Here is a 23,661-nt window from a genome sequence, read left to right as displayed (position 1 = left end):
TCAGGGGTTCCTTCGGGTTCGCGGCAGGCGCAGCCAGACCCAGCCGACCAGCACCAGCGGAGTGCCCAGGGCGAGCCAGGAGAGCAGGTCGTAGAGGCCGTCGCCGAGCAGCGCCGAGAGCAGCCCGAAGAGGCCGAGCAGGGCCAGTAGCAGGGGCCAGCGGAAGATCATCCAGAGACCGCGCCTCATGCCTTGCCCTCCGTCGCCAGGCTGCCGTCCGGCAGTTCCGCCAGGCGCTTCTCCAATGGCGTCTTGCGTCGGCCGAGCCAGAGGTAGAGACCGCTGGCGAGGATGACGATGCTGACGAGGTCGAGCAGCGCCCAGACGATCTTCAGCGGCATGCCGCCGTAGTCGCCGAAGTGCAGCGGCTGCGACAGCAGGAGCGTCTTCACGTACAGCGGCATCTCGCGCATGTCGGTGAGTTCGCCGCTCTGCGCGTCGATCAGTGCCGGCTTCAGCAGGCGCTCGGTGAGCGGCGTGTTGCCGCGCATGAACACCGCATAGTGATGCTGGCTGCTGAACTGGGTGCCGGGGAAGCCGACGAAGCTGACCTCCATGTCCGGCGCCGCCCGGCGTGCCGTGGCCAGGGCCGCGTCGAGCGAGCCGAGGCGCTGTAGCGGCGGCGCGTCCTTGTAGGGCGCGGTCATTTCCGCCAACTGCCCGCCTTGCCAGAGCATCAGGATCGGCAGGGCCAGGGTGTTGATCACTCCGGTCACGCCGACCACCAGTACCCAGGACAGGGTGACGATGCCCAGCAGGTTGTGCAGGTCCAGCCACTTCAGGCGACGGCTGCGTTCGGCGCGTACCGTGGCGAAGTCCAGCTTGCGCATGAACGGCGTGTATACCACCACCCCGGACACCAGCGAGGCCACCAGCAGCAGGCCCATCAGGCCGAGGAACAGGTAGCCGGGCAGGCCGAGGAACAGGTCGGTGTGCAGCTTCAGCATCAGGTACATGAAGCCGCCCGGCGGCGGCAGCGCGTCGAAGAATTCCCCGGTGCGCGCGTCGAACGGCTGCATGTGGCCGTTCTCCGGCGGCGGTACCAGGCTCGGCGCGCTGATCACCAGGCCCAGCGGGTCGTCCTTTTCGAATACCAGGAAGCGCACCACTTCGCCCGGCCGGGCGGCCAGGGCGCGGGCGATCACGTCGTCGTAGTCGATGCGCGGCGACTCGGCGGTGAGCGGCTCGAGCTGCGGATGCGGCTCGAAGTAGTGCTCGATCTCCTCGTGGAAGATCAGCGGCAACCCGGTGAGGCAAAGCATCAGCAGGAAGATCGTGGAGATCAGGCTGGTCCATTTGTGCACCAGGTACCAGGTGCGCAGGGTTTTCGCGGTCATTGGCTGGTCATCGGCGGTTTCTGGTTATGGTGGGGCGGACTCAGAAGTCCGCCGTGAGGGAAAGGGAAAGGGTGCGCGGCGAGCTGATCGACAGGTAGCCGTTGGCTGCGGTCCAGTAGTCCTTGCCCAGTGCGTTCTCCAGGTTGGCGCGCGCCACCAGCGGCTTGCCGGCGACCTGGAAGGCGTAGGCGGCGCCGAGGTCGACGCGGTTCCAGTGCGGCACGGCGAGGGCGTTGGCGCTGTCCACATAGGCCGAGCCGGTGTAGATCCAGCGGCTGTCGAGGGTCAGTCCGTCGACGAACGGGGTGTCCCAGCTGACCCCCAGGTTGGCCTGGCGGCGGGCCACGCCGGGCGCGTCCTTGCCTTCGCTGGCAGGGTCGCCGGTCTTGTTCTGCTCGGGCTTGATGTAGGTGGCGCCGGCCATCACCCGCACGCCGTCCAGCGGTTCGCCATAGAGGCTCAGCTCCACGCCGCGGTTGCGTTGCTCGCCGTCGGCGCGGAAGACGTTGCTGGCGTCGGTATAGGCGTTCGGTTTCCTGATCTCGAACAGCGCCAGGGTGGTGGTGAAGCCGCCCAGGTCGTACTTGGCGCCGATCTCGTATTGCTCGGCCTTGTACGGTGCCAGCACCTGGCCGGCGTTGGCCGCGGTCATCGGCGCCGCCTCGCCCTGGCTGAGGCCCTGGATGTAGTTGGCGTACAGCGACAGGTCCTGCAGCGGCTTGACCAGCACGCTGGCCATCGGCGTCCACACGTGCCGCTTGTCGTGGCTGGTGCGCGCGCCGCTGGTCTGGTCGTAGTTGCGCGACTCGATCTGCTGGCGGCGCACGCCCAGGGTGACCTGCACGCGATCCTCGAGGAACGACAGCCTGTCGGCCAGCGCCACGCCGCCGAGGTCGGTTTCATTGGTCTTCGGAATGCTCCCGTCGAGGCTGGAGAAGTCCGGCAGCGGCGTATGCGGCGAGGTCTGGTAGAGGTTGCCCGGCTGCATCCCGGTGAAGGCATAGACCATGCCCAGCCGTTCGTGCAGGCGGTTGGCGCTGAGCGTCCAGTCGTGGCGGAGCGGGCCGGTGTCGAAGTTGCCGCGCAGGCCGACCTCGGCGGAATAGGTGCGGCGGTCGCCGCGCTGGCGTGCCAGGCTGTTGACGATATCGCCCTGGTTGCCGACGAGGATGCTGTTGGCGGCGATGGTTTCGTAGTTGCTCTGGCGGCCGCCGATGCTGGCGAACGCCGTCAGGTTGTCGGCGAGGTCGTACTCGCCGCGGTTGACCATGGAGTAATCCTCCTGGTCCAGGTAGGAATCGCGCAGGCCGAAGCGTGTCTTCGAGTCCGGGGCGTGGGGGATGTGGGTGGTTCCCGGGCCGGTCAGCAGCGGGCGCACCACGCCTTCCAGGCTTTCCTTCTGGTACAGCAGGTCGCTGGACAGGCGCAGGCGCTCGCCACGGAAGTCCAGGCCCAGGGAGAGCATGGGAAACTCGCGGCTCTGATGGTCGACGGCGGTATCGCCGTTGCGGTAGACGCCGTTGAAGCGCACGCCGAAGGCGTTGTTCTCGCCGAAGCGCCGGCCGATGTCGAGGTGAGTGCCGAGCTGGCCGCGCTGGGTCCAGTCGACGCTGACGCGGGTCAGCGGCTGGTCGTCGGCGCGCTTGGGCACCAGGTTGATGGTGCCGCCGACGCTGCCGCCGGGGGAAATCCCGCCGAGCAGGGCGTTCGGTCCCTTGAGCACTTCCACGCGCTCGGCGAATTCGATCGGTACCCGCCAGAACGGCAGCAGGCCATAGAGGCCGTTGAAGGCGACGTCGGCGTTCTGCACGCTGAAGCCGCGAATCGTGTAGCTGTCCACCAGGTCGCCGCGCCCGCCGACGACCCGCACCGACGGATCGTTGGCCTGTAGCAGGTCGGCGACGCTGCGCGCCTGCTGCTGCTCGATGGTCCTGGCGGTGTAGCTGGTGATGCTGAATGGCGCATCCATCACGTCGGCGTTGCCCAGCATGCCCAGGCGCGCGCCACGGGCCACCTGGCCGCCGGCGTACTCGGCGGGCAGGGTCTCGGCACCGGCGGCCTGGGCGGTGATCAGCGAGGATTGCAGTTCCAGCGCGCCATCGGTGGCTGCCGGCACCAGGGTGTAGCTGCCATCGCTGCGCTGCTGCAACTCCAGGCCGCTGCCCAGCAGCAGGCGGTGCAGCGCCTCGACCGGCGCGTAGCGGCCGCGCAGGGCGGCGCTGCGGCGACCCTCGGTGAGCGCCGGGTCGAACGCCAGGGATACCCCGTTGTCGCTGGCGAAGGCCGACAGGGTACGGCCGAGCGGGCCGGGGGCGATGTCATAGCTGCGCGCCGAGCTGGCGGCGGGCGCCTCGGCGGCAAGCAGGGCGGGGGCCGCGCCGGCGAGGGCGAGGGTCATGGCGGCGGCGTGGATGGCCAGGGACAGCGAACGGGGGCGAAGCGTGCGTACGGGCATGTACAGGGTTCCTCGTGGTCTCTGCGGACCTTGGGTCGGGGCGGATTCCTCTACTTGCCAGCCGAGAAGGAAAAAGGTCTCAGGTCGAGGCGGTTATTTTTCTGCGGAGCACGGTATGTCGATGGCAACGTCTGTTCCGGCGCAACCGCGGACGGCCTGCCGGGGTGGACGCGAGGGGGCGGTTGCCACGGGGATGGCGGCCGCGCCGTCACGCCGGCACCAGGCTGATCCAGTAGTCGGTCACCCCGCGCACCTTCAGCGGATAGGTGGCCTGCAGCATGCCCAGCGTGCGCCGCAGGTCCAGCAGCGGATAGGCGCCCGACACCGCCAGCCTGGCCAGTTGCGGGTCGCAGCGCAGTACGCCGCGACGGTAGCGGGCGAGTTCGGCGAGCACCTCGGCCAGCGGCATCCGGTCGGCCATCAGCATGCCGCGGGTCCAGGCGTCCGGCAGGCCGTCGAAGGCCAGCCGGCGCGCTTCGCCGTCGGCGCCCAGGCGCATCGACTCGCCGCTTTCCAGCCAGCGCCCGCGTCCGTGGAGCGGGCTCAGTTCGACCCGCCCGGCGAGTACCGCGACCCGGGTCGCGGCCATCTCCTGGCGTACGTTGAAGCGGGCGGCACCGGCATGCAGCCGCGCTTCGGCGGTGGCGACGCGGAACGGACGCGGGTCGGCGCGGCTATCGACGAAGATCTCGCCGCGCAGCAGGCGTACCAGCCGCTGGCTGGCGTCGAAGGCCAGGTCCACGGCGCTGTCGGTGTTCAGGGTCAGCAGGCTGCCGTCGGGCAGGGTCAGGCGGCGCTGTTCGCCGACGCCGGTGCGCTGGTCGGCCAGCCAGTCGCGCAACGGTTCGGCCTGCCAGGTGGCGAGCCCCAGCGAGGCGCCGCCGAGGACTAGGGCGAGGTGCTTGATCGCGCGCCGCCGGTCCAGCCCGCGCTCGCGGCCGAGGGTCGGCAGGGCCAGCGCCGGCGGCAGTCGGCCGAGGCATTGCAGCAGGCGCTCGGCGCGCTCCCAGGCATGGGCGTGCTGCGGGCTGCGCTGCCGCCACTGGGCGCAGGCCTGGCGCGTGTCGTCGGTGCAGCCGCTGTCCTGCAGGCGCACCAGCCACTCGGCGGCCTCGTCGAGGATCGGCGAGGGAATCCGGCCTTCGTCCGCGGCGTTCATTCCATCAGCTCCAGGCACTGGCGGAAGGCCTGCTGCATGTAGCGCTTGACCGAACCCAGGGACACGCCCAGGCGCTCGGCGATGGCTTCGTACTTCAGGCCTTCGATCTGCGCCAGGAGAAACGCCTGGCGGACCCTGTCCGGCAGGCTGCCGAGCAGGGCGTCTACTTCATGCAGGGTTTCCAGCACCATCAACCGCTGTTCCGGCGGCGGCGCGAGGTCTTCCGGGAGGTTGGCCAGGGCATCGAGGTAGGCGCGCTCCAGCGACTGGCGCTGGAACCAGTTGATCATCAGCCCCTTGGCGACGGTGGTCAGGTAGGCGCGCGGTTCGCGCGCATCCAGTACCCGGCGCGAGGCGAGCAGGCGGGCGAAGGTGTCCTGGGCCAGGTCGGCGGCGTTTTCCGCGCAGCCCAGGCGTCGCCGCAACCAGCCTTGCAGCCAGCCATGGTGGTCCTGGTAGAGATGGCTCACAGCGTCGTGCAGGGAGGCGTCGGCCGGCGGCATGGAGGGGGTCGCTGTTGTAATTGAGAATGAGTCTCATACTACTTACAGCGAGGGCATGCCTACAAGTCCCCCGGATCGGCGGCGCAGCGCCTCAGGCGTTTTCCAGGCCGTACTGGAAGAAAGCCATGTCGGCCAGGCGCCCGGTGGGGTAGAGGAGCCCCTTGCGGGCGGTCTCCAGGCGCGGGAACGACAGCCTTTCTTCGCCGATCAGGCGGTGCAGCGCGGTGAGGGTCCCGCCGTTGACGCTCGTCAGGCCCCGGCGTGGATACAGCGCGCGACAGGCGGCCACGTAGTGGCGGTCGAGGGCGGGAAACTCGCCCCAGACGCCGAGCAGGATCTTGCTCTTCAGGGTGTCGGTCCAGCTCACCCGGCTGCTGAGGGCGTCCATCGACCCGAGTACCGTTTCCAGCAGCTTGCGGTTGTGCGCCAGGCGCGCGCCGTTGCCGGCGAAATCCACCAGGGACAGCTCGAAGAGTTCCGCTCCGGCACCGCTGAAGAGCTGCCGGGCCAGCGCTTTCATCAGGTCCAGGTTGCTGTTCTGCAGCAGTCCCGAGGAGCCACGGAACATGCCCCAGTTGGCCAGGTAGAAACCCAGGTGCAGGGCGGTGGTGTCGAGCTGTTCGGGGGCGGTCAGGTCGTCCCAGCTGCGACTGGGGTCCCAGACATACTCCCAGAGGTACTCCCAGGCCCTCAGGCGCGGGTATTCGTTGCCCGGGGCGGGCGCCAGGCTGGCGTAGTAGCGGTGGACATAGCGGGCGGCATCGAAAGCCATGCGTTCGTTCCCTGGCGGCTTGGAAAGACGGCATGGTAGAGCGTGTGATATCAAAAGGCCATATCGCTGTTCGCAGGGGACGCCTTAGCGCCCCCGCGGAGCGGCCTCAGGTGTTATTGCAGCCCTTGGCGATGGAGTCCTCGTTGGAGGTGTACGGCCGCGAGGGTTCCAGGTTCCACTCGGGCTTGTTGCGGGCGACGTTGAAGTGGCAGACCAGTTGTCGGCGCATGCTGCCGATATTGCTGTCGCGGTTGTCCGGGTTGTCCTTCCATTCGCTGTCCAGGTAGTGGTCGACCACCAGCTCGTTGAAGAAATTGTTGGTCTGGTTGTCCTGGATCTTGCGCCCGCAATCGGTCGGTACCACTTCCAGGGTCATGATCTTCTTCCTGAAGCCCGGATCGTCGCGCTCCACCCAGGTGGCGCTTTCCACATAGCGCTCGCAGGCATTCTTCTCGCTGGTCGGGTAGATCGCCTGCTTACGCCCGTCGTAGGCGAACTGCGCGTCCTGCTGGCGGGTCTGCGGCAGTCGCATGTTGATGATCGGGAGGAATGCCTGGACCGACTGATACCACTGGATCTGGTTGAGCCGAGCGCCCTCCAGGCCGGCGTCCTCGGTGTAGAACGCGGCGAGGATCGACGGCGACTTCGGCGGGTTTTCCTCCCACTTGGCCAGGCGCAGTTCGTTCTGGGTGGTGAAGGATTCGTCGGCGATCTGCGCCATCGCCCGGATGCTCTGGTAGAAGGCCGGGCCGGCGGCGGTATTGCGCTCGTCGCGGACGTCGAAGGAGCACTGCCGCGAATGGTCGCCGCGGTTCTGCCGGTAGTTCGCCGCCCACTGCTCGGCGGTGCTGACGTTGATGTCCTGGCAGGACTTCTCGACGCTGTTCGGCGTGCGCCGCGAATCGGTGCAACCCTGCTGGGCGCGGTCGTCGGTGGCGGCGTCGATGGGGAAGGAACAGAGCACCGCATAGTCTTGGTGGTCCTTCGGATTACCGAAGATGGTGTCGAAGATGAAGCCACTCTTCAGGCCATAGGCGAGCTTGCGGTACTTGGCGTCCTTGCGCAGGTAGGAGGCGGAGACGCCGCCGCTTTTCTGGCTCTTCGGACTGATGCTGTAGAACATGTAGTCGGTCGAAGGCCAGGTGGCGCGGAACAGCACGCCGGAACAGAGGAATGCCGGCTTCGACGGTCCGCCGCAATCCTGGCGGGTGTCGTTGTACAACTGGTTGAGCCGGGCGACCACGTCGTTGCCCCGGTCGGCCTGGGCCGCGGGTGTCAGCGCCAGGCCGGCGGCGGCGAGAAGGTAGAGAAAGGTGGATCTGCTTCCGTTCATGGGATGGACTCCACGCAGGTTCGAAGGAGCGGGCCGGGGGCGGCCCGGTTGGTCCCGATGGGGACGAGCGCGACGGGCGGATCGCGGGGGATGAAGCGCTTGCGACGGCATGGCCGTCGGCGTTGGGACGTCAGTGGGACGTGGTGGCCCCAGTCTGCAACCGGGCGCTGCCGGGAATGCCGGGCGACCCCGGCGGGCGCTGGGCGGCGGGGGCCTGCCGAGCGCGTGGGGGAAGTCGCTCGAGGGAGGCGGTGAAGACCGCCGGCGGAGATACGAACAGGGTGGGTAGCGGGGCGGATACAGCGTCGATTCCGTTACGCATCGCAGGCCTCCTTTGCGCCGCGCCGATGGGCTTCCGTCTTACCGTTCGAGCCTAGAAGCGCGGGCCGCGCCGCTCCAGCGGCGGGGTGGCTAGCTAGCAAGGGGGATTAATGCATTCGCAACGGCGCTCGCTGCGATGCACCGTGGTCCGGCATCCACAGGCCACGCCGCTGCCAGGCAACTGTTCCTGGCCGCGCCTGTTGGCGGCGGCGTCGCCCTGCAAGCGCCAGGTATCGGGGCTCCGCCGTCAGTCCATGTCGCCGCCATGGTGCGCGGACTGCTCCAGGAGGCTGCCCTTCGCCGTCCTGCCCCTCGCTTCCGGCGACAGCCGGGTTGCCTGCAAGGCGAACCAGAGGGTCGCCACATCGGCGGTGCTGTCCAGCGAGCGACCGCTGATTTCCTCGATGCGGCGTATCCGGTAGACCAGGCTCTGCTTGTGTATGTGTAGCCGCTGCGCGGCGTTCAACCAGGACCTGTTTTCCTCGAGAAAGACCTGCAGCGTGTATAGCAGTGCAGAGCCATTGGCCGCGTCATAGTCGTGGAGGGCGCCGAGGACCAGGCGGAACGCCCGCTCAGCCTCGGCGAGGCTTCTGGGTAGCCAGGGCGCCTCGTCGTCCAGTTCCGCGTAGCGACACAACGGCCGCCGGGAATGGCTGTGGGCCAGGGCCAGGCGCGCTTCGCGCAAGGCCTCGGCGCAACGTTCGGCACGACGGAGCGGAGCGCTCACGCCCAGCGAGCTGTCCAGGGCTTCCTGCAGTGTCGAGGCGAGGCCGGCCTGGTGCAGCAGAATGATTTCCTGGCCTTGCGCGCGAACCAGCAGGCGTGAGTCGTGGCCCCGGAAAAGACCGATAGGGTCGGTCGCGAGCCCCTCGGAACTTGCCACGGAAACGACTGCATCGTCGAGATCGAGCCCGGGCAGCAGTTCCTCCAGCCGCTCCTCGGCTTGTTCCCGGTATAGCCGTCGTTGCAGCAGGTCGTCGAGCAATTCCGAACCCAGGCGCAGGTGGCGTTCGCTTTCGACGCGCAGCCGTTCGATCTCTATGCCGAGCACTGCCGTCAGGTGGTGCAGGAGACTGTAGTCCGGCAGCCGCTCGCCCAGGGCTATCAGCAGGCAGTTCCGGTCGGAAGGAATGCCGATGCTGAGCGCTTCGCCTTCCGCGAGCGGATGGCGAAGGACCATCGGCTGCGGCTCCGCCTGCTCGCGACGGCGGTTGCGCAGCGCGTCGGCCAACTCCGCGGGCAGCCCTGGCAGGCCTGGCTGCCAGGCCGCCAGGGTGTCGGGAACGATGAGGTAGAGGCTGCTTCGCACGTCCTTGCCGAGGCGTTGCAGCAGCGCCGGCAGGCCCAGTCCCTGCATGCTCAACCGGGCGCTTTCGTATATCCGGGCCAGGGCGTTGCGGCGCTCGTATTCGTCTTTCTGTCCCGCATCGACGATGGCCCGGGTCACGGCGGCGAAAGGGACGCCGTAGTGGGTGAGAATCAACGGGAAGCCCAGGGCCTCGGCCGTCTCGCGCAGGGCATCGAGGTCGCTCGGGGCTTCCATGTTCTCGCCGATCATCATGCCTGCCAGGCCGGCCTCGGCCAGTCTTCGGACGTAACGCCGTTGCCGCTCGGCCTCGCTCGGTATGCCCAGCCCGGTGGTCATCAGCAGGTCACCCTCGCCGAGCCATTCGGTGGGGTCGTCGAGTTCGCAGACATGCGCCCAGCGAACCGGGCGGTCGAGGCCGCCGGCTCCGCTCAGCAGGCGCGAACGGAGTTCGGGGAGGGCGATCAGGTGGCGGATGCTCTGCGGCATGTCCAGGAAACTCCAGGCATGGGCCTTCAGTGTAATCGCCCCGGGCGCAGGCAGCGCGCCCTGTCACCAACTGGCGGGCAGCATTCCCAGTGCCGAGGCGATCGCGTAGACCCCGCTGGAGGCGAACACCAGGACGATCAGCCCCTGTATCAGCGGATGGGCATACCAGCCGCAGCTGAATGCCGGCAGTTGGTCGCCGTGGCGCCGCGCCGCGTTGAGCAGGAGGATGGGGATGATGCCCATCAGTACGCCGCCGAAGGTACCGGCGAAGTACAGCGCGTTCACGAAGCCGCCGAGCCCCGCATAGGCCAGCAGGAACGGCGGGACCGAGACCGCGGCGAGCACCGCCAGGCGTTTGCGCCGGTTGTTTTCGCTGCCCAGGCGGAAGTGGTCGAAGATATTGGTGAACAGGCACCCGCCGAGTCCCCAGTAGGAGGTCAGCATCGCCAGCAAGGCGAAGGTGTTCGCCACGTAGTAGGCCCATTGGCCGAGGGAGCGTCCCCAGCTCAAGGTCGCCACCTCGCTGAGGTTGTCGGGGCCGACCAGGGCGATGACCGAGGCAGGAATGGCCGCCACCAGCAGGAAGGTCAGCAGCATGCCGACCACGATCAGGCGCGGCACGCGCGCGGGGGTTGCCAGGTTGCCGCGCACCAGCTCCGGAACCAGGAACTGCGCGCCGAACACGAAGACCGCCAGGTTGAACACTGGAACCACGTATTGCCACTGGCTCTGCCAAAGGTGGGCGAGACGGGCGTCGTCGTGCATCAGGGTAGCGCCGATGAGGATGCAGACGATGGCCACCATGCCGGCGCTGATCAGCTTCTCGCCCACGCCGAGCGCCTTCAGGCCCAGGTAGAGCACCAGCGCCGAGGGGACGAAGAAGATCAGGCTGCCGACCTCGCGCGTGAGGCCGTACTGGCCGAAGAACTCGAGCATGATGTTGCCGCTGCCGGTCATGTAGGCGACCAGGGCCCCGTAGCTGTTGGCCGCCACCGCGATGAAGATCAGCCAGCCGCCGAGCGGGCCCAGGTAACGCCGGGAGAGGCCGCTGAGCTGGTTGTTGCCGCGGGTTCTCAGGCAGGCTTCGGTCACGTAGAGCATGGTGACGATGCAGAAGAGGCAGGTCAGGGCCAGGCATACCAGCAACGGCACGTAGCCGACCTTGCGGGCGGCGTAGGCCATGCTCAGCACGCCGGCGCCGATGTTGGTGCCGATGATGATCGCGATCGTCTCGAGCGAGCCCAGGGGATGGGCCTTGAGGCCCGATGCGTTGTCGTTCGCTTCTCGCATACCCATTTCTTGTTTCCTCTGTCAGGGCGGTGGAGTTCGGTTCTTCGGGGTCAGTCGAAGATCAGGTAGGTCTTGCGCACGGTCTGGCGGATGTCCCAGGTGCCCTGGGTGGTAGCGGCGAAATAGAGCGCGTCGCCGGCGCGAAACTCCACGGCCTGGCCTTCGTCCGGGGTGAAGCGACCTTCACCGCTGACGATGTAGCTGTACTCGGCCTGCTCGACCTGTCGGCGGAAGCGCCCCGGGGTGCATTCCCAGATGCCGGTCACGCCGTTGCCGTCGGCGAGCGGGCGGTGGGCCGCGGTACGGGTCAGGGCTACCGGTTCGCCCAGGGGCTGGCCGACGGGCGTGGGCGAGGTGAAAGGACTTTCGTCGTCGAGACGGATGAGCGAAGGGTTCATGCCATGGGCTCCTCAGGATTTGTCTTCAAGGCCGGCGGGGGCGAAGCGCGCGAGAAAGCGGTCGGTGGCCGAGGGCGCGGTACCGGCGAGTTCCGCGCGTTCCTTGCGCAGGACGGCGTTGCGCACCAGGGAGCCACCCAGGTAGCGCAGCGGCTCGGGGGGGAAGCTCCGGCAGCGGCGTTCTACCAGCGGACAACGGCTCCACGGGTCGTCGCGGCCGAGGGCGAGGCTGGCGAGGATCCGCCCGCCCAGGCGGCTCGGTCCCACGCCGTTGCCGCTCCAGCCGATGCCGTAGTGGATGTTCTCGTGCAGGCGGCCGAAGACCGGCAGGCTGTCGTAGGTACGGTCGATGGGGCCGGACCAGCCGTCGACCAGCGGGATGTCGCCTAGCGAGGGATAGGTGCGGCGGAAGTCGGCCTCGGTCAGGGCCAGGCTCTCCCGGTCGACGTCGAATACCCGGTCGATGCGCGAACCGTAGCTGATGGCGCCGGTGCCCTTGCCGAAGGCGATGCGCCCGTCGCGGGTGGTGCGGTAGTAGTCCACCATCAGTTGGGAATCGGTGATGGCTTCCCCGCCGGTCCAGCCGATTCGCTCCAGCCGTTGCGGTATCGCCTCGGTAACCGCGATGGAACTGTTCACCGGCACGATCAGCCTGGAGAGCCTGGGCAGGGCGGCCGACCAGGCGTTGGTCGCGAGAACCACCGCCTTGGCCTGAACCCGGGCCCCGGCGCTCAGCAGCTGTGCCGGCTGGCCGGGAACGATCTGGCTGACGCCACAACGCTCGTGGATTTCCACGCCGAGGGCCAGCGCCACGCGGCGCATGCCTTGCACCAGCAAGGCTGGTTGCACGGTGGCATTGCTGCGCTCGAAGACCCCGGCGAGATGCACCGGCGAACCGGTCCGGCGTGCCACTTCGCTGGCGTCGAGGCGTTCGAAGGGACTGACGCCGAGCCGTTCGCAGGCGGCGAGGGTATCGTTCCAGGCGTCGAGGTGGCGCGCCGTGGTGGCGGTCCACAGCCAGCCCTTCTGCTGGAAGTGCGCATCGATGTCATGCCGCGCGCAGAACTCCCCGAGTTCCTGGATCGCCCGCTCCGCGCTTTCGCCAAGGAAGCGCGCCTGCGCCTCGTTGCAGAAGCCCAGCAAGGTGCCGATCTTCGGCCACCAGGACATCACGAAACCACCGTTCCTGCCGGAAGCGCCGCCGCCGCAGACGTCCTGCTCCAGTAGCAGGACCCGTGCGTCCGGCTCCAGTTGCTTGAGGGTGATGGCGGTCCAGAGCCCGACGAAACCGCCGCCGACTATCGCCACGTCCGCCGAGTGGGTGCCGACGAGGGGGGCGCAGGCGGCGTCGGCCAGGTCGGTCGAGCGCATCCAGTGGCTGGGGGTCAGGGGAGGGGTGAGCGTGAGTTTCATGGCGCGGGTCCGGGGTCGCTGAATCTGGAGCAAGGGTGGCGAGCGGCGCCGTCCGCGACAATTGGACGCAACTAGGAATCGAGAAGGTGCTCTCGTACGATCGTATGAGTCTTGTGAAGAGCAGGCCTGGTCGGGACTGCCCGCCCTGTCCGAGCGAGCTGGCAGGCCCGAGCGGCGCCGCTGAACCGGAGGCTCAGGCGTCGCGCAGTTCGAAGGCGGGAAACAGCTCTTCCAGTTCTCGCCATAGCTGCGCAGCGCCCTGCGGCGCGGGCTTCGCGAGAAGCTGCGGATCGAGCTGGCGGGCCGGGCGCGCCAGTTGTACGGCGAAGCGCTCCACGCCCATCGCGCGCAGGCGCGTCGCCAGGCGCCAGAGGCGTTCGCTATCGAACAAGCCCCAATGCACCGTGGTCCGGCATTCGTAGGCCACGCCGCTGTCCAGCAGGCATTCCAGGCTGCGCCAGTTGGCCGCGCCGCTGCCGTCCACGCCGGTAATGGCGGCGACGTCCTCGGCCGGCGCCTTGACGTCGAAGCCCACCCAGTCGCTCTGCGCCAGCACCCGGGCGAAGGCGCGGGGGTTGATGCCGGCGCTGTGCAGGCCGACGCGGAAGCCCAGTTCGCGGACCGTGCGCATGGCGTCGCCGAGGGCCGCCTGCAGGGTCGCCTCGCCGCCGCTGAAGACCACCGCCTGCAACAGGCCCTGGCGTCGGCGGAGGAAGTCGAGCAGGCGTGGCCAGGGGATTTCCTCCGCGCCGCGCGGCGCGATCAGTTCCGGGTTGTGGCAGTAGCGGCAGCGCCAGGCGCAGCCCTGGCAGAACAGCACGCAGGCGAGCAGGCCGGGGTAGTCGAGGGTGGTCAGGGGCACCAGGCCCCCGACCCTGAGCGTGGCGCTCATCGCGTCTCGCGGAAATGGCGGCGTTCGCGATGCTCGGACTGCTTGCCGGCATTGAACGCTGCCACGGGACGGTGGTAGCCCATCACGCGGGTCCAGACTTCGCAGCGCTGGCGCTGGCCTTCGGGCAACTGGTTGGGGTTCATCGGTGGTACTCCTTGCTGGTGGATGAAAGGAACGACAGGCGACTCAACCGCCGCAGCCGCCGCAACAGCTCTTGGGCGTGGAGCGTTGCAGCAGCTCCTCGTCGCACTTCGGGCAGAACTCGTGCTCGCCGGTCAGGTAGCCGTGCCGCGGGCAGATCGAGAAGGTGGGGGTGACGGTCAGGTACGGCAGGCGGAAGCGACCGAGGGCGGTGCGCACCAGGGTCTTGCAGGCTTCGGCGGAGGAAATCCGCTCGGCCATGTAGAGATGCAGCACGGTGCCGCCGGTGTACTTGCATTGCAGGGCGTCCTGCAGCTCCAGCGCCTCGAACGGGTCGTCGGTGAAGCCCACCGGCAGTTGCGAGGAGTTGGTGTAGTAGGGCGCCTCCGGCGTGCCGGCCTGGAGGATGCGCGGATAGCGCTTGCGGTCCTCGCGGGCGAAGCGATAGGTGGTGCCCTCGGCGGGCGTGGCTTCCAGGTTGTAGAGGTGCCCGCTGTCCTCCTGGAAACCCACCAGCCGCGCGCGCACGTGATCGAGCAGGGCCAGGGCCATCTCGCGCCCGGCTTCGCTGTGCAGTCCCTCGCGGTCGTCGCTGAAGTTGCGCACCATCTCGTGCAGGCCGTTCACGCCGATGGTGGAGAAATGGTTGCGCAGGGTACCCAGGTAGCGTCGGGTGTAGGGATAGAGGCCGGCATCCATGTGCTGCTGGATCACCTTGCGCTTCAGCTCCAGGCTGGCGAAGGCGAGTTCGAGCAGGTGGTCGAGCTGGCGGTAGAGGCCGGCGGCGTCGCCACGGTGGCGATAGCCCAGGCGCGCGCAGTTGATCGTCACCACGCCCAGCGAGCCGGTCTGCTCCGCCGAGCCGAACAGGCCGTTGCCACGCTTGAGCAGTTCGCGCACGTCCAGTTGCAGGCGGCAGCACATCGAGCGCACCTGGTTGGGCTGCATGTCCGAGTTGAGGAAGTTCTGGAAGTAGGGCAGGCCGTAGCGCGCGGTCATCTCGAACAGGCGCGTGGCGTTGTCGCTGTCCCAGGGGAAGTCGTGGGTGATGTTGTAGGTCGGGATCGGGAAGGTGAATACCCGGCCGTGGGCATCGCCGGCCTGCATCACCTCGATGTAGGCGCGGTTGATCAGGTCCATCTCGGCCTGCAGCTCGCCGTAGGCGAAGGGCATCTCCTCGCCGCCGATGCGCGGCACCTGGTCGCGCAGGTCGTCCGGGCAGACCCAGTCGAAGGTCAGGTTGGTGAAGGGCGTCTGGGTGCCCCAGCGCGACGGCACGTTGAGGTTGTAGATGAACTCCTGGAGGGCCTGGCGCACGCTGGCGTAGTCGAGGCGGTCCTTGCGCACGTAGGGCGCCAGGTAGGTATCGAAGGAGCTGAAGGCCTGGGCCCCGGCCCACTCGTTCTGCAGGGTGCCGAGGAAGTTGACCATCTGCCCCAGGGCGCTGCCCAGGTGCTTCGGCGGACCGGCCTCGACCCGCCCCGGCACGCCGTTCAGGCCTTCGTTCAGCAAGGTGCGCAGCGACCAGCCGGCGCAATAGCCGGCGAGCATGTCGAGGTCGTGGATATGCAGGTCGGCGTCGCGGTGGGCGGCGGCAATGTCGGCATCGTAGACCTCATCCAGCCAGTAGTTCGCGGTGACCTTGCCGGATACGTTGAGGATCAGCCCGCCGAGGGAATAGCCCTGGTTGGCGTTGGCGCGCACCCGCCAATCCTCGCGGGACAGGTATTCGTTCATCGACGCGGCGACGTCCACCAGGGTCTTGCGCTCGCGGCGCAGCCGGCCGTGGCGTTCGCGGTAGACCACGTAGGCGCGCGCCGTGGGGTAGTGGCCGGCCTCCATCAGCACCCGTTCGACCAGGTCCTGGACCCGTTCGATATCCAGGCAGGCGCGTTCCGGCAGGCGTTCCACCACGCGTTCGGCGAGCGCCTGCGCCTGCTGCGGGTCGAACTCGCCGGTGGCTTGGCCGGCGGCGGCGATGGCGCGTTCGATCTTGCCGGGATCGAAAGGGACTTCACGTCCGTTGCGCTTGAGCAGGGTGGCCGGCCAGGTAGCCTTCCGGGGCTGGGTCATTTCAACTTCTCCACAACATGATGTGTTTTGATTTTGCAAAACAACAAGATGTTGTGGATTCTGGCGAGCGACGCCGAGCCGGCGTTGATCTGCGTCAACGTCCGGCGGATTGCCCGGGTTCCATTGGAGGTATTCCCCGTGCCCGGGTGACGGCGTATCAGGCCTGGGCGAGGCGGGCGAAGACCACGTAGTTGTCCAACTGCTGCCAGACCGTGGCGGCCTCGGCGAAGCCCGCCTGGCGCAGGGCGGCGAGATGGAAATCGAGCGAGCAGTCTTCGTCTTCGCTGGCGCGCCTGAGCGGGCGCCGCGCGAAATGGGCGTCGCGCTGCGCCTTCAGCGGGGCCAGCCGGGGGATCTGCGCGGCGCGTTGCCACCAGTCTTCCCAACTGTCCGCGCCGCTGACCACGGACGCCTGGAGGACCCGCTCGCGGTGCTTCCGGGACAATTCCGCGAGTCCCGGCCAGCGTCGGTCGTAGCGCATGTGGTCGGCGTTCAGCAGCACGCCGCCGGGGGCGAGCAGCTCGCCGGCCTGGGCGTAGAACCCGGCGAGTTCGGCGGGCGACAGCCAGTGCAACGCGGTGGAAGAGAGCAGCGCCGCGGGCCGTTCGCCGGCGAGGGACTCGCGCGCTTCGGCGACCCGTTCGGTCCAGCCTGGATCGGTGAGGTCGCACTCCACCACGCGGACCCGCTCGGCGAAACCGGCCAGCGCCGTACGCGCGATCTCCAGCAGCATGACGTCGGCGTCCAGCGCCACCACCCGCGCCGCCGGGAAGCGTTCGAGCAGGCGCCGGCCGAGGGAGCCCGGGCCGCAGGCGGCGTCGATGGCGGTGAAGCGCCCGTCGCGGCCGAAGAGGTCTTCGAGCAACTGGAACATCGCCTCGTAGCGCTCCTCGCGCTGGCGGATGTAGCCCTCCTGCTGGCGGTCCCAGCGTTCGAGGAGCGCCATGATCTGCTCGGTTGCGGTCATCTTTCCTCCTGGGGGGCATGCCCGGTTGAGAGTGGGGTCCTGTGCTTCGAGGGATACGGCGAGCGAGACGTTCCCTCGCCTCGATGAAGAAGAAACGGCGGGCATTCTTCATTCGAGAAAATGTTATGTTATAACTTATAAGTATTCATAATTCATACCTGCCGACCATGACCCCCCATTCCTCCCCGCACCGTCTTCCTCCGCTGCGGCTGGCCCGCGCCGTGCCGTTCCTCTACCTGCTTCCCTGCCTGGCGCTGGCCGCGCCGGTCGACCTGGAGCCGACCGTGGTCAGCGCCACCACTACCGAGCGCAAGCTGCGCGACGCCCCGGCCAGCGTTTCGCTGATCGCCGCCGAGGACCTGCGGCGGCGCCCGGTGCGCGACCTGCAGGAAGCCCTGCGCGGTTCGGAAAGCCTGCAGTTCAACGGCGTCGGCATGTCCCGGCGGGGCATCAGCGTTCGCGGCATGTCCAGCGAGCACACCCTGGTGCTGGTGGACGGCCAGCGGATCTCCACCTCGTCCGGGGCCATCGCCCATTCCGACTTCGACCTCGGCTGGGTGCCGGTGGAGAGCATCGAGCGTATCGAGGTGGTACGCGGACCGATGTCCTCGCTCTACGGTTCGGAAGCCCTCGGCGGGGTGGTGAACGTGATCACCCGGCGCGCCACCGATACCTGGACGGGCAGCGGTCTGCTCGATGGCGGCGTGCGCGAGGACGGCCTCGGCGGGCAGAGCCACCAGCTCGGCGCCTATCTCGCCGGGCCGCTGGTGCCCGGCAAGCTGGGCCTCGCCCTGAACGGCGAGAGCCGCCGCCAGCAGGAAACCCCGGACGCCGATGAGCGCCGACTCTCCGAGCTGGAAGGCGGCAACGCCGACAGCGGTGGGCTGAACCTCAGCTGGACCCCGGACGACGCCCAGCGCATCGACCTCGGCCACCAGCGCGGGCGCGAACGACGCTGGCGCAACAGCGAGACCGGAGGGCCGCGCTCGCGCTACTACGAGTCGCGCGACGTGATCGAACGCGAGCGCTGGTCGCTCGCCCACAATGGCCAGTGGGACTGGGGCAGCAGCCAGCTGCGCACCTACCGCAACCGCCTGGAGCGGCACAACGCGCGTTCCGACGGACAACCGCCGAGCAACCCGCAGCGCCTTACCGACAGCGTGGTCGACGGCCACCTCAGCGTGCCGGCCTTCGAGCGACATCTCTTCACCCTCGGCGGCGAATGGCGCAAGGAAGAACTGGAGGATCGCTCGGTGAATACCGCCGGCGACGCCAGCGCGCGACACAAGGCGCTGTTCCTGCAGGACGAGATCGCCTTCGGCCCGGACTGGTCGCTGACCCTCGGCAGCCGCTTCGACAAGCACGAGGCGTTCGGCTGGGAAAGCAGTCCGCGCCTGTACCTGCTGCACCACCTTTCCGATGCGCTGACCCTGCGCGCCGGCGTCGGCCGCGGCTACAAGGCGCCGAGCCTGAAGCAGCTATCGCCGGAGTATGCGGCGGTCGGTGGCGGCGGGCGCTTCACCATCTACGGCAATCCCGACCTGAAGCCGGAGACCAATACGTCCTACGAACTGGGCGCCGACTACCAGGGCGATGGCTGGTCGCTGAAGGGCACGGTGTTCGAGAACGATGTCCGCGACCTGATCCAGACCGTCTGCGTAGCGCGCTGCGGGGTGCGCGGCGGCGAGATACGCAACTACGAGAACGTCGACAGGGCACGGATCCGCGGCCTCGAGCTGGGCGGCGGCGTGGACCTGCCGGCGGACCTGCGCTGGGAACTCAACTACACCTACCTCGACGCGCGCAACCGCACCGCCGGCCAGCGCCTCGGCGATCGCTCCCGGCACCTCGCCAACAGCCAATTGCGCTGGAGCCCCAATGCCCGCTTCAGCGCCCAGTTGCGCACCGAATACGTCGGCAGCCAGGTGGCCTACAGCAGCAACGTCGGCTACGCCTTGCCGGCCTACAGCCTGTGGCACCTGGAGCTGAGCCAGAAACTCAGCGAGAACCTGACGCTGCGCGGCGGCATCGAGAACCTTGGCGACCAGCGCCTGGCCGACGACGACACGCACTTCACCTATGCCGAACCTGGGCGGACCTTCCATCTCGGCCTGGTGGCGAGCTTCTGATGCGCCGTTCGCTACTCTTCTGCGGCGCGCTGCTGGCCAGTCTCTGTGCCTGGGCGGAGCCGGCCCAGGTGCGTCTGCTCAGCAGCGATTTCGTCCTCCCGGGCAAGCACCAGCGCCTAGCCGGTTGGGCGCGCGAGGCCGGTGTCGAGTTGCGCGGCCTGCGCCTCGGCATCGGCGAGGCGCCGCCCGGCGAGTGGCTGGACGGCGGCAACCTGCTGATCCTCGACACGCCGCGGCCGACCGATCGCGCCCAGGTCGAGGAGGCGCTGGGCGAGCGCTTGCAAGGCGGGACGCAACCCTGGATCCGCGTCGGCGGCGGTCCGCCGGGTTTCGGCAACCTGCCGGCGGCGCTGGGCGGGCGCCTGGTCGGCTACTACGCGAACGGCGGCGAAGCCAACCTGCGCCGGCTGTTCGAGGCGGTCCGACGCTGGCATGCCGGCCTGCCCGTCGACGCGTTGCCGGCGCCGCAGCCCCTGGCGCAGGCCGGCTTCTATCATCCCGACGCACCGGCGCCGTTCGCCGGCCTCGCCGACTACCTGGCCTGGGGCGCCTCGCGCTGGGCCAGCGATGCCCCGCGCATCGCCTTCCTGATCCCGCGCGGCGCCATCGCCGACGCCCAGACCGGCGCCATCGACGAACTGTTGCGGCGTAGCGAGCGGCACGGCCAGGCGCCGCTGGCGGTGTGGTTCGACGACAGCGATCCGGAGGCGTTGAGGAAGTCCTTCGTTGGCGCCGATGTCCAGGCGCTGGTCAACCTGCAGCACCTGCAGAACGGCCCGGCGCGCCGTGCCGAGTTCCTCGCGCTGGACGTGCCGGTATTGCAGACCCTCGGCTACCGCGACGGCAACGAGGCCGACTGGCTGGCCGCCGCCAGCGGGGTGGCGTCGCGTACCGCGGCGGCCTTCCTCGGCATGCCGGAAACCTGGGGAATGAGCGATCCGCTGGTGATCAGCGCCCTGGAGAACGGCGAGCCGAAGCTGATGGCCGGGCAGGCCGAGGCCCTGCTGGACAAGCTCGACCGGCTGCTGCGCCTGCGTCGCCTGCCGGCGGCGGACAAGCACCTGGCGCTGATGTTCTGGAACCACCCGGAGGGCGAGAAGAACGTCGCCGCCTCGCATCTCAATGTACCGGCCAGCCTGGCCCGTCTCGGCGAAGCGCTGCGGGCGGCCGGCTACCGGGTTGCGACGAGCGACGAAAGCGCGCTGATCGATACCGCCCAGCGCCTGCTCGGCGGCTACTACCGGCCGCAGACCCTGGACGCGCTGTATCGCGACGGCCTCGCCGCGAGCCTGCCGCTGGACGCCTACCTGCACTGGTTCGAGGCGCTGCCGGCGGATCTGCGCGAGGAGATGCGCGCGCGCTGGGGCGACCCGCGTCGACATTGGGCCTTGCGCGATATCGACGGCCAGCGACGCTTCGTGTTCCCGGCGGCGCGCCTGGGTAATCTGCTGCTGTTGCCGCAACCGCCGCGCGCCGGCCGTCCGGGCGAGGCCTACCACGACAGCGCGGTGCCGCCGGACCATCTCTTCCTGGCGGTCTACCAGTTCGTCCGCGAGGGTTTCGGCGCCGACGCGCTGATCCATTTCGGCACCCATGGCACCCAGGAATGGCTACCCGGCAAGGACCGCGGGCTGGCGGTGGGCGACTACCCGCTGCGGGCGCTCGGCGACCTGCCGGTGTTCTACCCGTACATCCAGGACAACGTTGGCGAGGCGATCCAGGCGCGCCGGCGCGGGCGCGCGGTCACCGTCAGCCACCAGACGCCGTCGTTCGCCCCGGCCGGGCTGTACGACGAACTGCGCGACCTGCACCAGCTGATCCACGAATACCAGCAACTGGACGAGGGCGCGGTGCGCGAACGCAGCGCCGAGCAGATCCGCGCGGCGGTGCGGGCGGCGCACATGAACGACGACCTGGGCTGGAGCGAGGCAGCGATGCGCGAGGATTTCCCGGCGTTCCTCGGCGTGCTCCACGACCACCTGCACCGACTGGCCGGCTCGGCGATGCCGCTGGGGCTGCACACCTTCGGTGTCGCCGCCTCGCCGGAGCTGCGCCTGGGCACCGTCATGCAGCAGCTCGGCGAGCCCTACTACCGCGCGCTCGGTCTCGACCCCGACGAACTGTTCGCCGCCGATTTCAGGGCGCTGCGGGAAGGTCGTGCCTACCGCACGCTGCAACGCTACCTGCGCGACGGTGGCGAGATCGCCAAGGTGGCCGATCCGCGCCTGCGCGAGCAGTTGCTGCGCGCCCGCGAACTGGACCGCCAGCTCGCCGACACCGGCGAACTGGAGGCGCTGCTCGCCGGCCTCGCCGGGCGCTTCGTCGCGCCCGGGCCGGGCGGCGATCCGATCCGCAATCCGCAGGTACCCAGCGGGCGCAACCTGTTCGCCTTCGAGGCCGACAAGGTACCGACCCGCGCCGCCTACGAAGCCGGCGCCGAGGCCTTCGGCCAACTGCTGGAAAGCTACCGCGCCGAGCACCAGGGCAGGGCGCCGGAAAAGCTCGCCTTCAGCCTCTGGTCGTCGGAAACCATGCGCCACCTGGGCATCGTCGAAAGCCAGGCGCTGCACGCCCTCGGCCTGCGCCCGCGCTGGGACGCCGGTGGCCGCCTGCTGGCGCTGGACATCGTGCCGGCGGCGGAACTGGGGCGTCCACGGGTGGACGTGGTGCTACAGGTGACCAGTGTCTACCGCGACCAGTTCGACGGCTTCATGCGCCTGCTCGCCGAGGCCATCGAGCGCCTCGCCGCGCTGGACGAGCCGGGCAACCCGCTGGCGCGCAACAGCCAGGCGCTGGAGCGGCGCCTGCGCGAACGCGGCGTCGAAGCGCCACTGGCGCAGCGCCTGTCGCGCCTGCGGCTGTTCGGCAATGCGCCGGGCGACTACGGCACCGGGGTAACGCAACTGACCCTCGACTCCACCCGCTGGGACGACGACTCGGCGCTCGCCGAGCAGTTCCTCGGGCGCCTGCAATACGCCTACGGCAGTCGCGACTGGGGCGTGAAGCTGGATGGCGGCAACCTGTTCGCCGAACAGTTGAAGGGTGTACAGGCGGCGATCCTCTCGCGCTCCTCGACGCTCAACGGCGTGCTCTCCACCGACCACCCGTTCGAGTACCTCGGCGGCCTGTCGCTGGCGGTACGCCACCTCGACGGCGTCAGCCCGGCGCTGTACATCGCCGACCTGCGCCAGCGCCAGCCGCACACCACGGCCGCCGCGCAGTTCCTCGCCAGCGAGCTGCGCGGGCGCTACCTCAGCCCGCAGTGGATCGCCGCGATGCAGCGCGAGGGCTACGCCGGCAGCCTGGAAATGCTCGACCTGGCCAACAACCTGTGGGGCTGGCAGGCGGCGGATCGCACCATGGTCCGCGCCGACCAGTGGCAGGCGTTGCACGACACCTTCGTCATGGACCGCCGCGAGCTGGGTCTCGCCGAGTGGTTCGAAACGCACAATCCGACCGCCCAGGCGCAGATCATCGCGCGCATGGCCGAGGCCATCCGCAAGGGCTACTGGGACGCCAGCGAGCAGACCCGCCGCGAACTGGCCGAACGCTGGCGGCAACTGGCGGCCGCCGGCGCCGGCGAGGTCGGCGCGGCGACCACCCGTGAATTCATCGAACGGATGGCCGGCGGTTTCGGCGAGGCCGCGGCGCAGGCAGAGGGCGCGGCCGCGTCCGGTGCCGGCGAAACGGTCAGCGGCCGCGTCCTCGAAGAAGTCGCGCCGCCGCCGTCCGGCGAGCCGCAGCCGTGGCTCCGGCTGGCCGCCGCCGTGCTGCTCGCGCTGTTCGCCGCCGGCGCCGTCCGGCAGTCCGTAGTCAATCGTCGTCCGATGGAAAATCGCTCATGAATGGTCTGGAAACCAGCCTCTACGAACTCACCCGCCTGTTCCTGCTGCCGGTGCTGCTGTTGATCCTCGCCGCGCTGGCCTACGCCTTCGTCGCCCTCGGCGGCTTCGCCATGGAAGCCTGGCAGCGCCGTCGCGGGCGCTACCGCTCGCGCCTGGCGGCCTGGCAGGCGCTGCATGGCGGCAACAGCGACGACCTCGAACTGTGGATCATGCAGCGCCTGGAATGGCTGCGGATCACCTCGCGCAGCGCGCCGATGCTCGGCCTGGTGGCGACCATGATCCCCATGGGGCCGGCGCTGCTGGCGCTGACCCGCAACGACGCCCAGGGGATCGGCGAGAACCTGGTGGTGGCGTTTTCCGCGGTGATCCTGGCCCTGGTCGCTGCCAGCATCACCTTCTTCATCCTCACCGTGCGTCGCCGCTGGCTGCTCCAGGAACTGCGCGCCGTCGAACGTGCGCGGGAGGCCGGCTGATGCGCTTCCTCGAACACGACGAGGCGGACGACCCGATCCTCTCGATGGTCAACCTGATCGACCTGTTCCTGGTGGTGATCGGCATCCTCCTGATCGTCATCGTGCAGAACCCGCTCAACCCATTCAGCCAGGACAAGGTGGTGGTGGTCGAGAACCCCGGCGAGGCGGACATGCGCATGCTGGTCAAGGACGGCAAGGAGCTGAAGCGCTACCAGGCCAGCGGCGAGATCGGCGAAGGGCAGGGCAGCCGCGCCGGAGTGACCTACCGCTTGGCCGACGGACGGATGATCTACGTGCCGGAGAGCGGCGGGGAGGCCGGCAAGTAGCGACGCGTACGGCGGAGAGCTGGGACTTTTGCCCGGAGT

At 68.9% G+C, this 23,661-nt stretch carries 19 protein-coding genes; 4 read left to right on the top strand and 15 right to left on the bottom strand.

Translation table 11 applies throughout. From position 1 onward, the window contains the following. The 15 genes from ACI766_RS16180 to ACI766_RS16110 form a co-directional block, all read right to left on the bottom strand. Complete coding sequence (locus ACI766_RS16180; protein ID WP_003088166.1) at positions 1 to 189, bottom strand: hypothetical protein; 189 nt, start codon at positions 187 to 189, stop codon at positions 1 to 3. Continuing rightward, the gene (locus ACI766_RS16175) at positions 186 to 1,337 is read right to left on the bottom strand and encodes a PepSY-associated TM helix domain-containing protein (RefSeq protein ID WP_003088170.1); all 1,152 of its coding nucleotides are present in this window, start codon (positions 1,335 to 1,337) and stop codon (positions 186 to 188) included. Before ACI766_RS16175 ends, ACI766_RS16180 begins: the two co-directional genes overlap by 4 nt. A gap of 40 nt (positions 1,338 to 1,377) precedes the next feature. Further along, positions 1,378 to 3,792 (bottom strand): TonB-dependent receptor, encoded by a 2,415-nt coding sequence (locus tag ACI766_RS16170; RefSeq protein WP_003144451.1) that lies wholly within the window; start codon positions 3,790 to 3,792, stop codon positions 1,378 to 1,380. Positions 3,793 to 4,000: 208 nt separating this feature from the next. Continuing rightward, complete coding sequence (locus ACI766_RS16165; protein ID WP_019726115.1) at positions 4,001 to 4,951, bottom strand: FecR domain-containing protein; 951 nt, start codon at positions 4,949 to 4,951, stop codon at positions 4,001 to 4,003. Further along, positions 4,948 to 5,454 carry a sigma-70 family RNA polymerase sigma factor gene (locus tag ACI766_RS16160; RefSeq protein ID WP_003088185.1) on the bottom strand — a complete coding sequence of 169 codons (507 nt, stop codon included), beginning with the start codon at positions 5,452 to 5,454 and terminating at the stop codon, positions 4,948 to 4,950. The genes ACI766_RS16165 and ACI766_RS16160 overlap by 4 nt, the downstream gene beginning before the upstream one ends. A 91-nt stretch (positions 5,455 to 5,545) precedes the next feature. Next, complete coding sequence (locus ACI766_RS16155) at positions 5,546 to 6,226, bottom strand: hypothetical protein (protein WP_009315577.1); 681 nt, start codon at positions 6,224 to 6,226, stop codon at positions 5,546 to 5,548. Positions 6,227 to 6,332: 106 nt separating this feature from the next. Next, entirely contained in the window at positions 6,333 to 7,559 is a 1,227-nt protein-coding gene (locus ACI766_RS16150; RefSeq protein WP_003112111.1) for a DUF2599 domain-containing protein, read from the bottom strand. A 568-nt stretch (positions 7,560 to 8,127) separates the two neighbouring features. Next, complete coding sequence (locus tag ACI766_RS16145) at positions 8,128 to 9,675, bottom strand: PucR family transcriptional regulator (RefSeq protein ID WP_023114310.1); 1,548 nt, start codon at positions 9,673 to 9,675, stop codon at positions 8,128 to 8,130. 63 nt (positions 9,676 to 9,738) lie between these two features. Next, positions 9,739 to 10,971 (bottom strand): aromatic amino acid transport family protein, encoded by a 1,233-nt coding sequence (locus tag ACI766_RS16140; RefSeq protein ID WP_014603023.1) that lies wholly within the window; start codon positions 10,969 to 10,971, stop codon positions 9,739 to 9,741. A 44-nt stretch (positions 10,972 to 11,015) separates the two neighbouring features. Further along, entirely contained in the window at positions 11,016 to 11,363 is a 348-nt protein-coding gene (locus tag ACI766_RS16135) for a cupin domain-containing protein (protein ID WP_023104281.1), read from the bottom strand. Between the two features lie 12 nt (positions 11,364 to 11,375). Further along, positions 11,376 to 12,776 (bottom strand): NAD(P)/FAD-dependent oxidoreductase, encoded by a 1,401-nt coding sequence (locus ACI766_RS16130; protein WP_023104282.1) that lies wholly within the window; start codon positions 12,774 to 12,776, stop codon positions 11,376 to 11,378. 193 nt (positions 12,777 to 12,969) lie between these two features. Further along, positions 12,970 to 13,668 (bottom strand): anaerobic ribonucleoside-triphosphate reductase activating protein, encoded by a 699-nt coding sequence (locus tag ACI766_RS16125; RefSeq protein ID WP_003088207.1) that lies wholly within the window; start codon positions 13,666 to 13,668, stop codon positions 12,970 to 12,972. Beyond that, positions 13,665 to 13,811 (bottom strand): anaerobic ribonucleoside-triphosphate reductase, encoded by a 147-nt coding sequence (gene nrdD / locus ACI766_RS16120; RefSeq protein ID WP_003088212.1) that lies wholly within the window; start codon positions 13,809 to 13,811, stop codon positions 13,665 to 13,667. The genes ACI766_RS16125 and nrdD overlap by 4 nt, the downstream gene beginning before the upstream one ends. Before the next feature lie 43 nt (positions 13,812 to 13,854). Next, complete coding sequence (locus tag ACI766_RS16115; RefSeq protein WP_023104283.1) at positions 13,855 to 15,882, bottom strand: ribonucleoside triphosphate reductase; 2,028 nt, start codon at positions 15,880 to 15,882, stop codon at positions 13,855 to 13,857. Positions 15,883 to 16,039: 157 nt separating this feature from the next. Further along, a complete protein-coding gene (locus ACI766_RS16110) occupies positions 16,040 to 16,849 on the bottom strand; it encodes a class I SAM-dependent methyltransferase (RefSeq protein ID WP_023104284.1) in 810 nt (269 codons plus the stop codon). A 167-nt stretch (positions 16,850 to 17,016) separates the two neighbouring features. On the opposite strand from ACI766_RS16110, the gene ACI766_RS16105 reads away from it, so the two are divergent. From ACI766_RS16105 to ACI766_RS16090, 4 genes are read left to right on the top strand one after another with little or no spacing between them, the layout of a single operon-like run. Further along, on the top strand, positions 17,017 to 18,978 hold the full coding sequence (locus ACI766_RS16105) for a TonB-dependent receptor domain-containing protein (protein ID WP_003144445.1): 1,962 nt from the start codon (positions 17,017 to 17,019) through the stop codon (positions 18,976 to 18,978). Next, positions 18,978 to 22,823, top strand: a complete 3,846-nt coding sequence (cobN, locus tag ACI766_RS16100) for a cobaltochelatase subunit CobN (RefSeq protein ID WP_023104285.1) — start codon at positions 18,978 to 18,980, stop codon at positions 22,821 to 22,823. The genes ACI766_RS16105 and cobN overlap by 1 nt, the downstream gene beginning before the upstream one ends. After that, a complete protein-coding gene (locus ACI766_RS16095) occupies positions 22,820 to 23,296 on the top strand; it encodes a MotA/TolQ/ExbB proton channel family protein (protein ID WP_003088234.1) in 477 nt (158 codons plus the stop codon). Before cobN ends, ACI766_RS16095 begins: the two co-directional genes overlap by 4 nt. Beyond that, complete coding sequence (locus ACI766_RS16090) at positions 23,296 to 23,622, top strand: DUF2149 domain-containing protein (RefSeq protein WP_003088238.1); 327 nt, start codon at positions 23,296 to 23,298, stop codon at positions 23,620 to 23,622. The genes ACI766_RS16095 and ACI766_RS16090 overlap by 1 nt, the downstream gene beginning before the upstream one ends. Positions 23,623 to 23,661: the final 39 nt, after the last annotated feature.

Origin of the sequence: Pseudomonas sp. DL (assembly GCF_047199225.1) — a bacterium.
GTDB lineage: Bacteria > Pseudomonadota > Gammaproteobacteria > Pseudomonadales > Pseudomonadaceae > Pseudomonas > Pseudomonas aeruginosa.
This window is presented reverse-complemented; position numbering and strand designations above follow the sequence as displayed.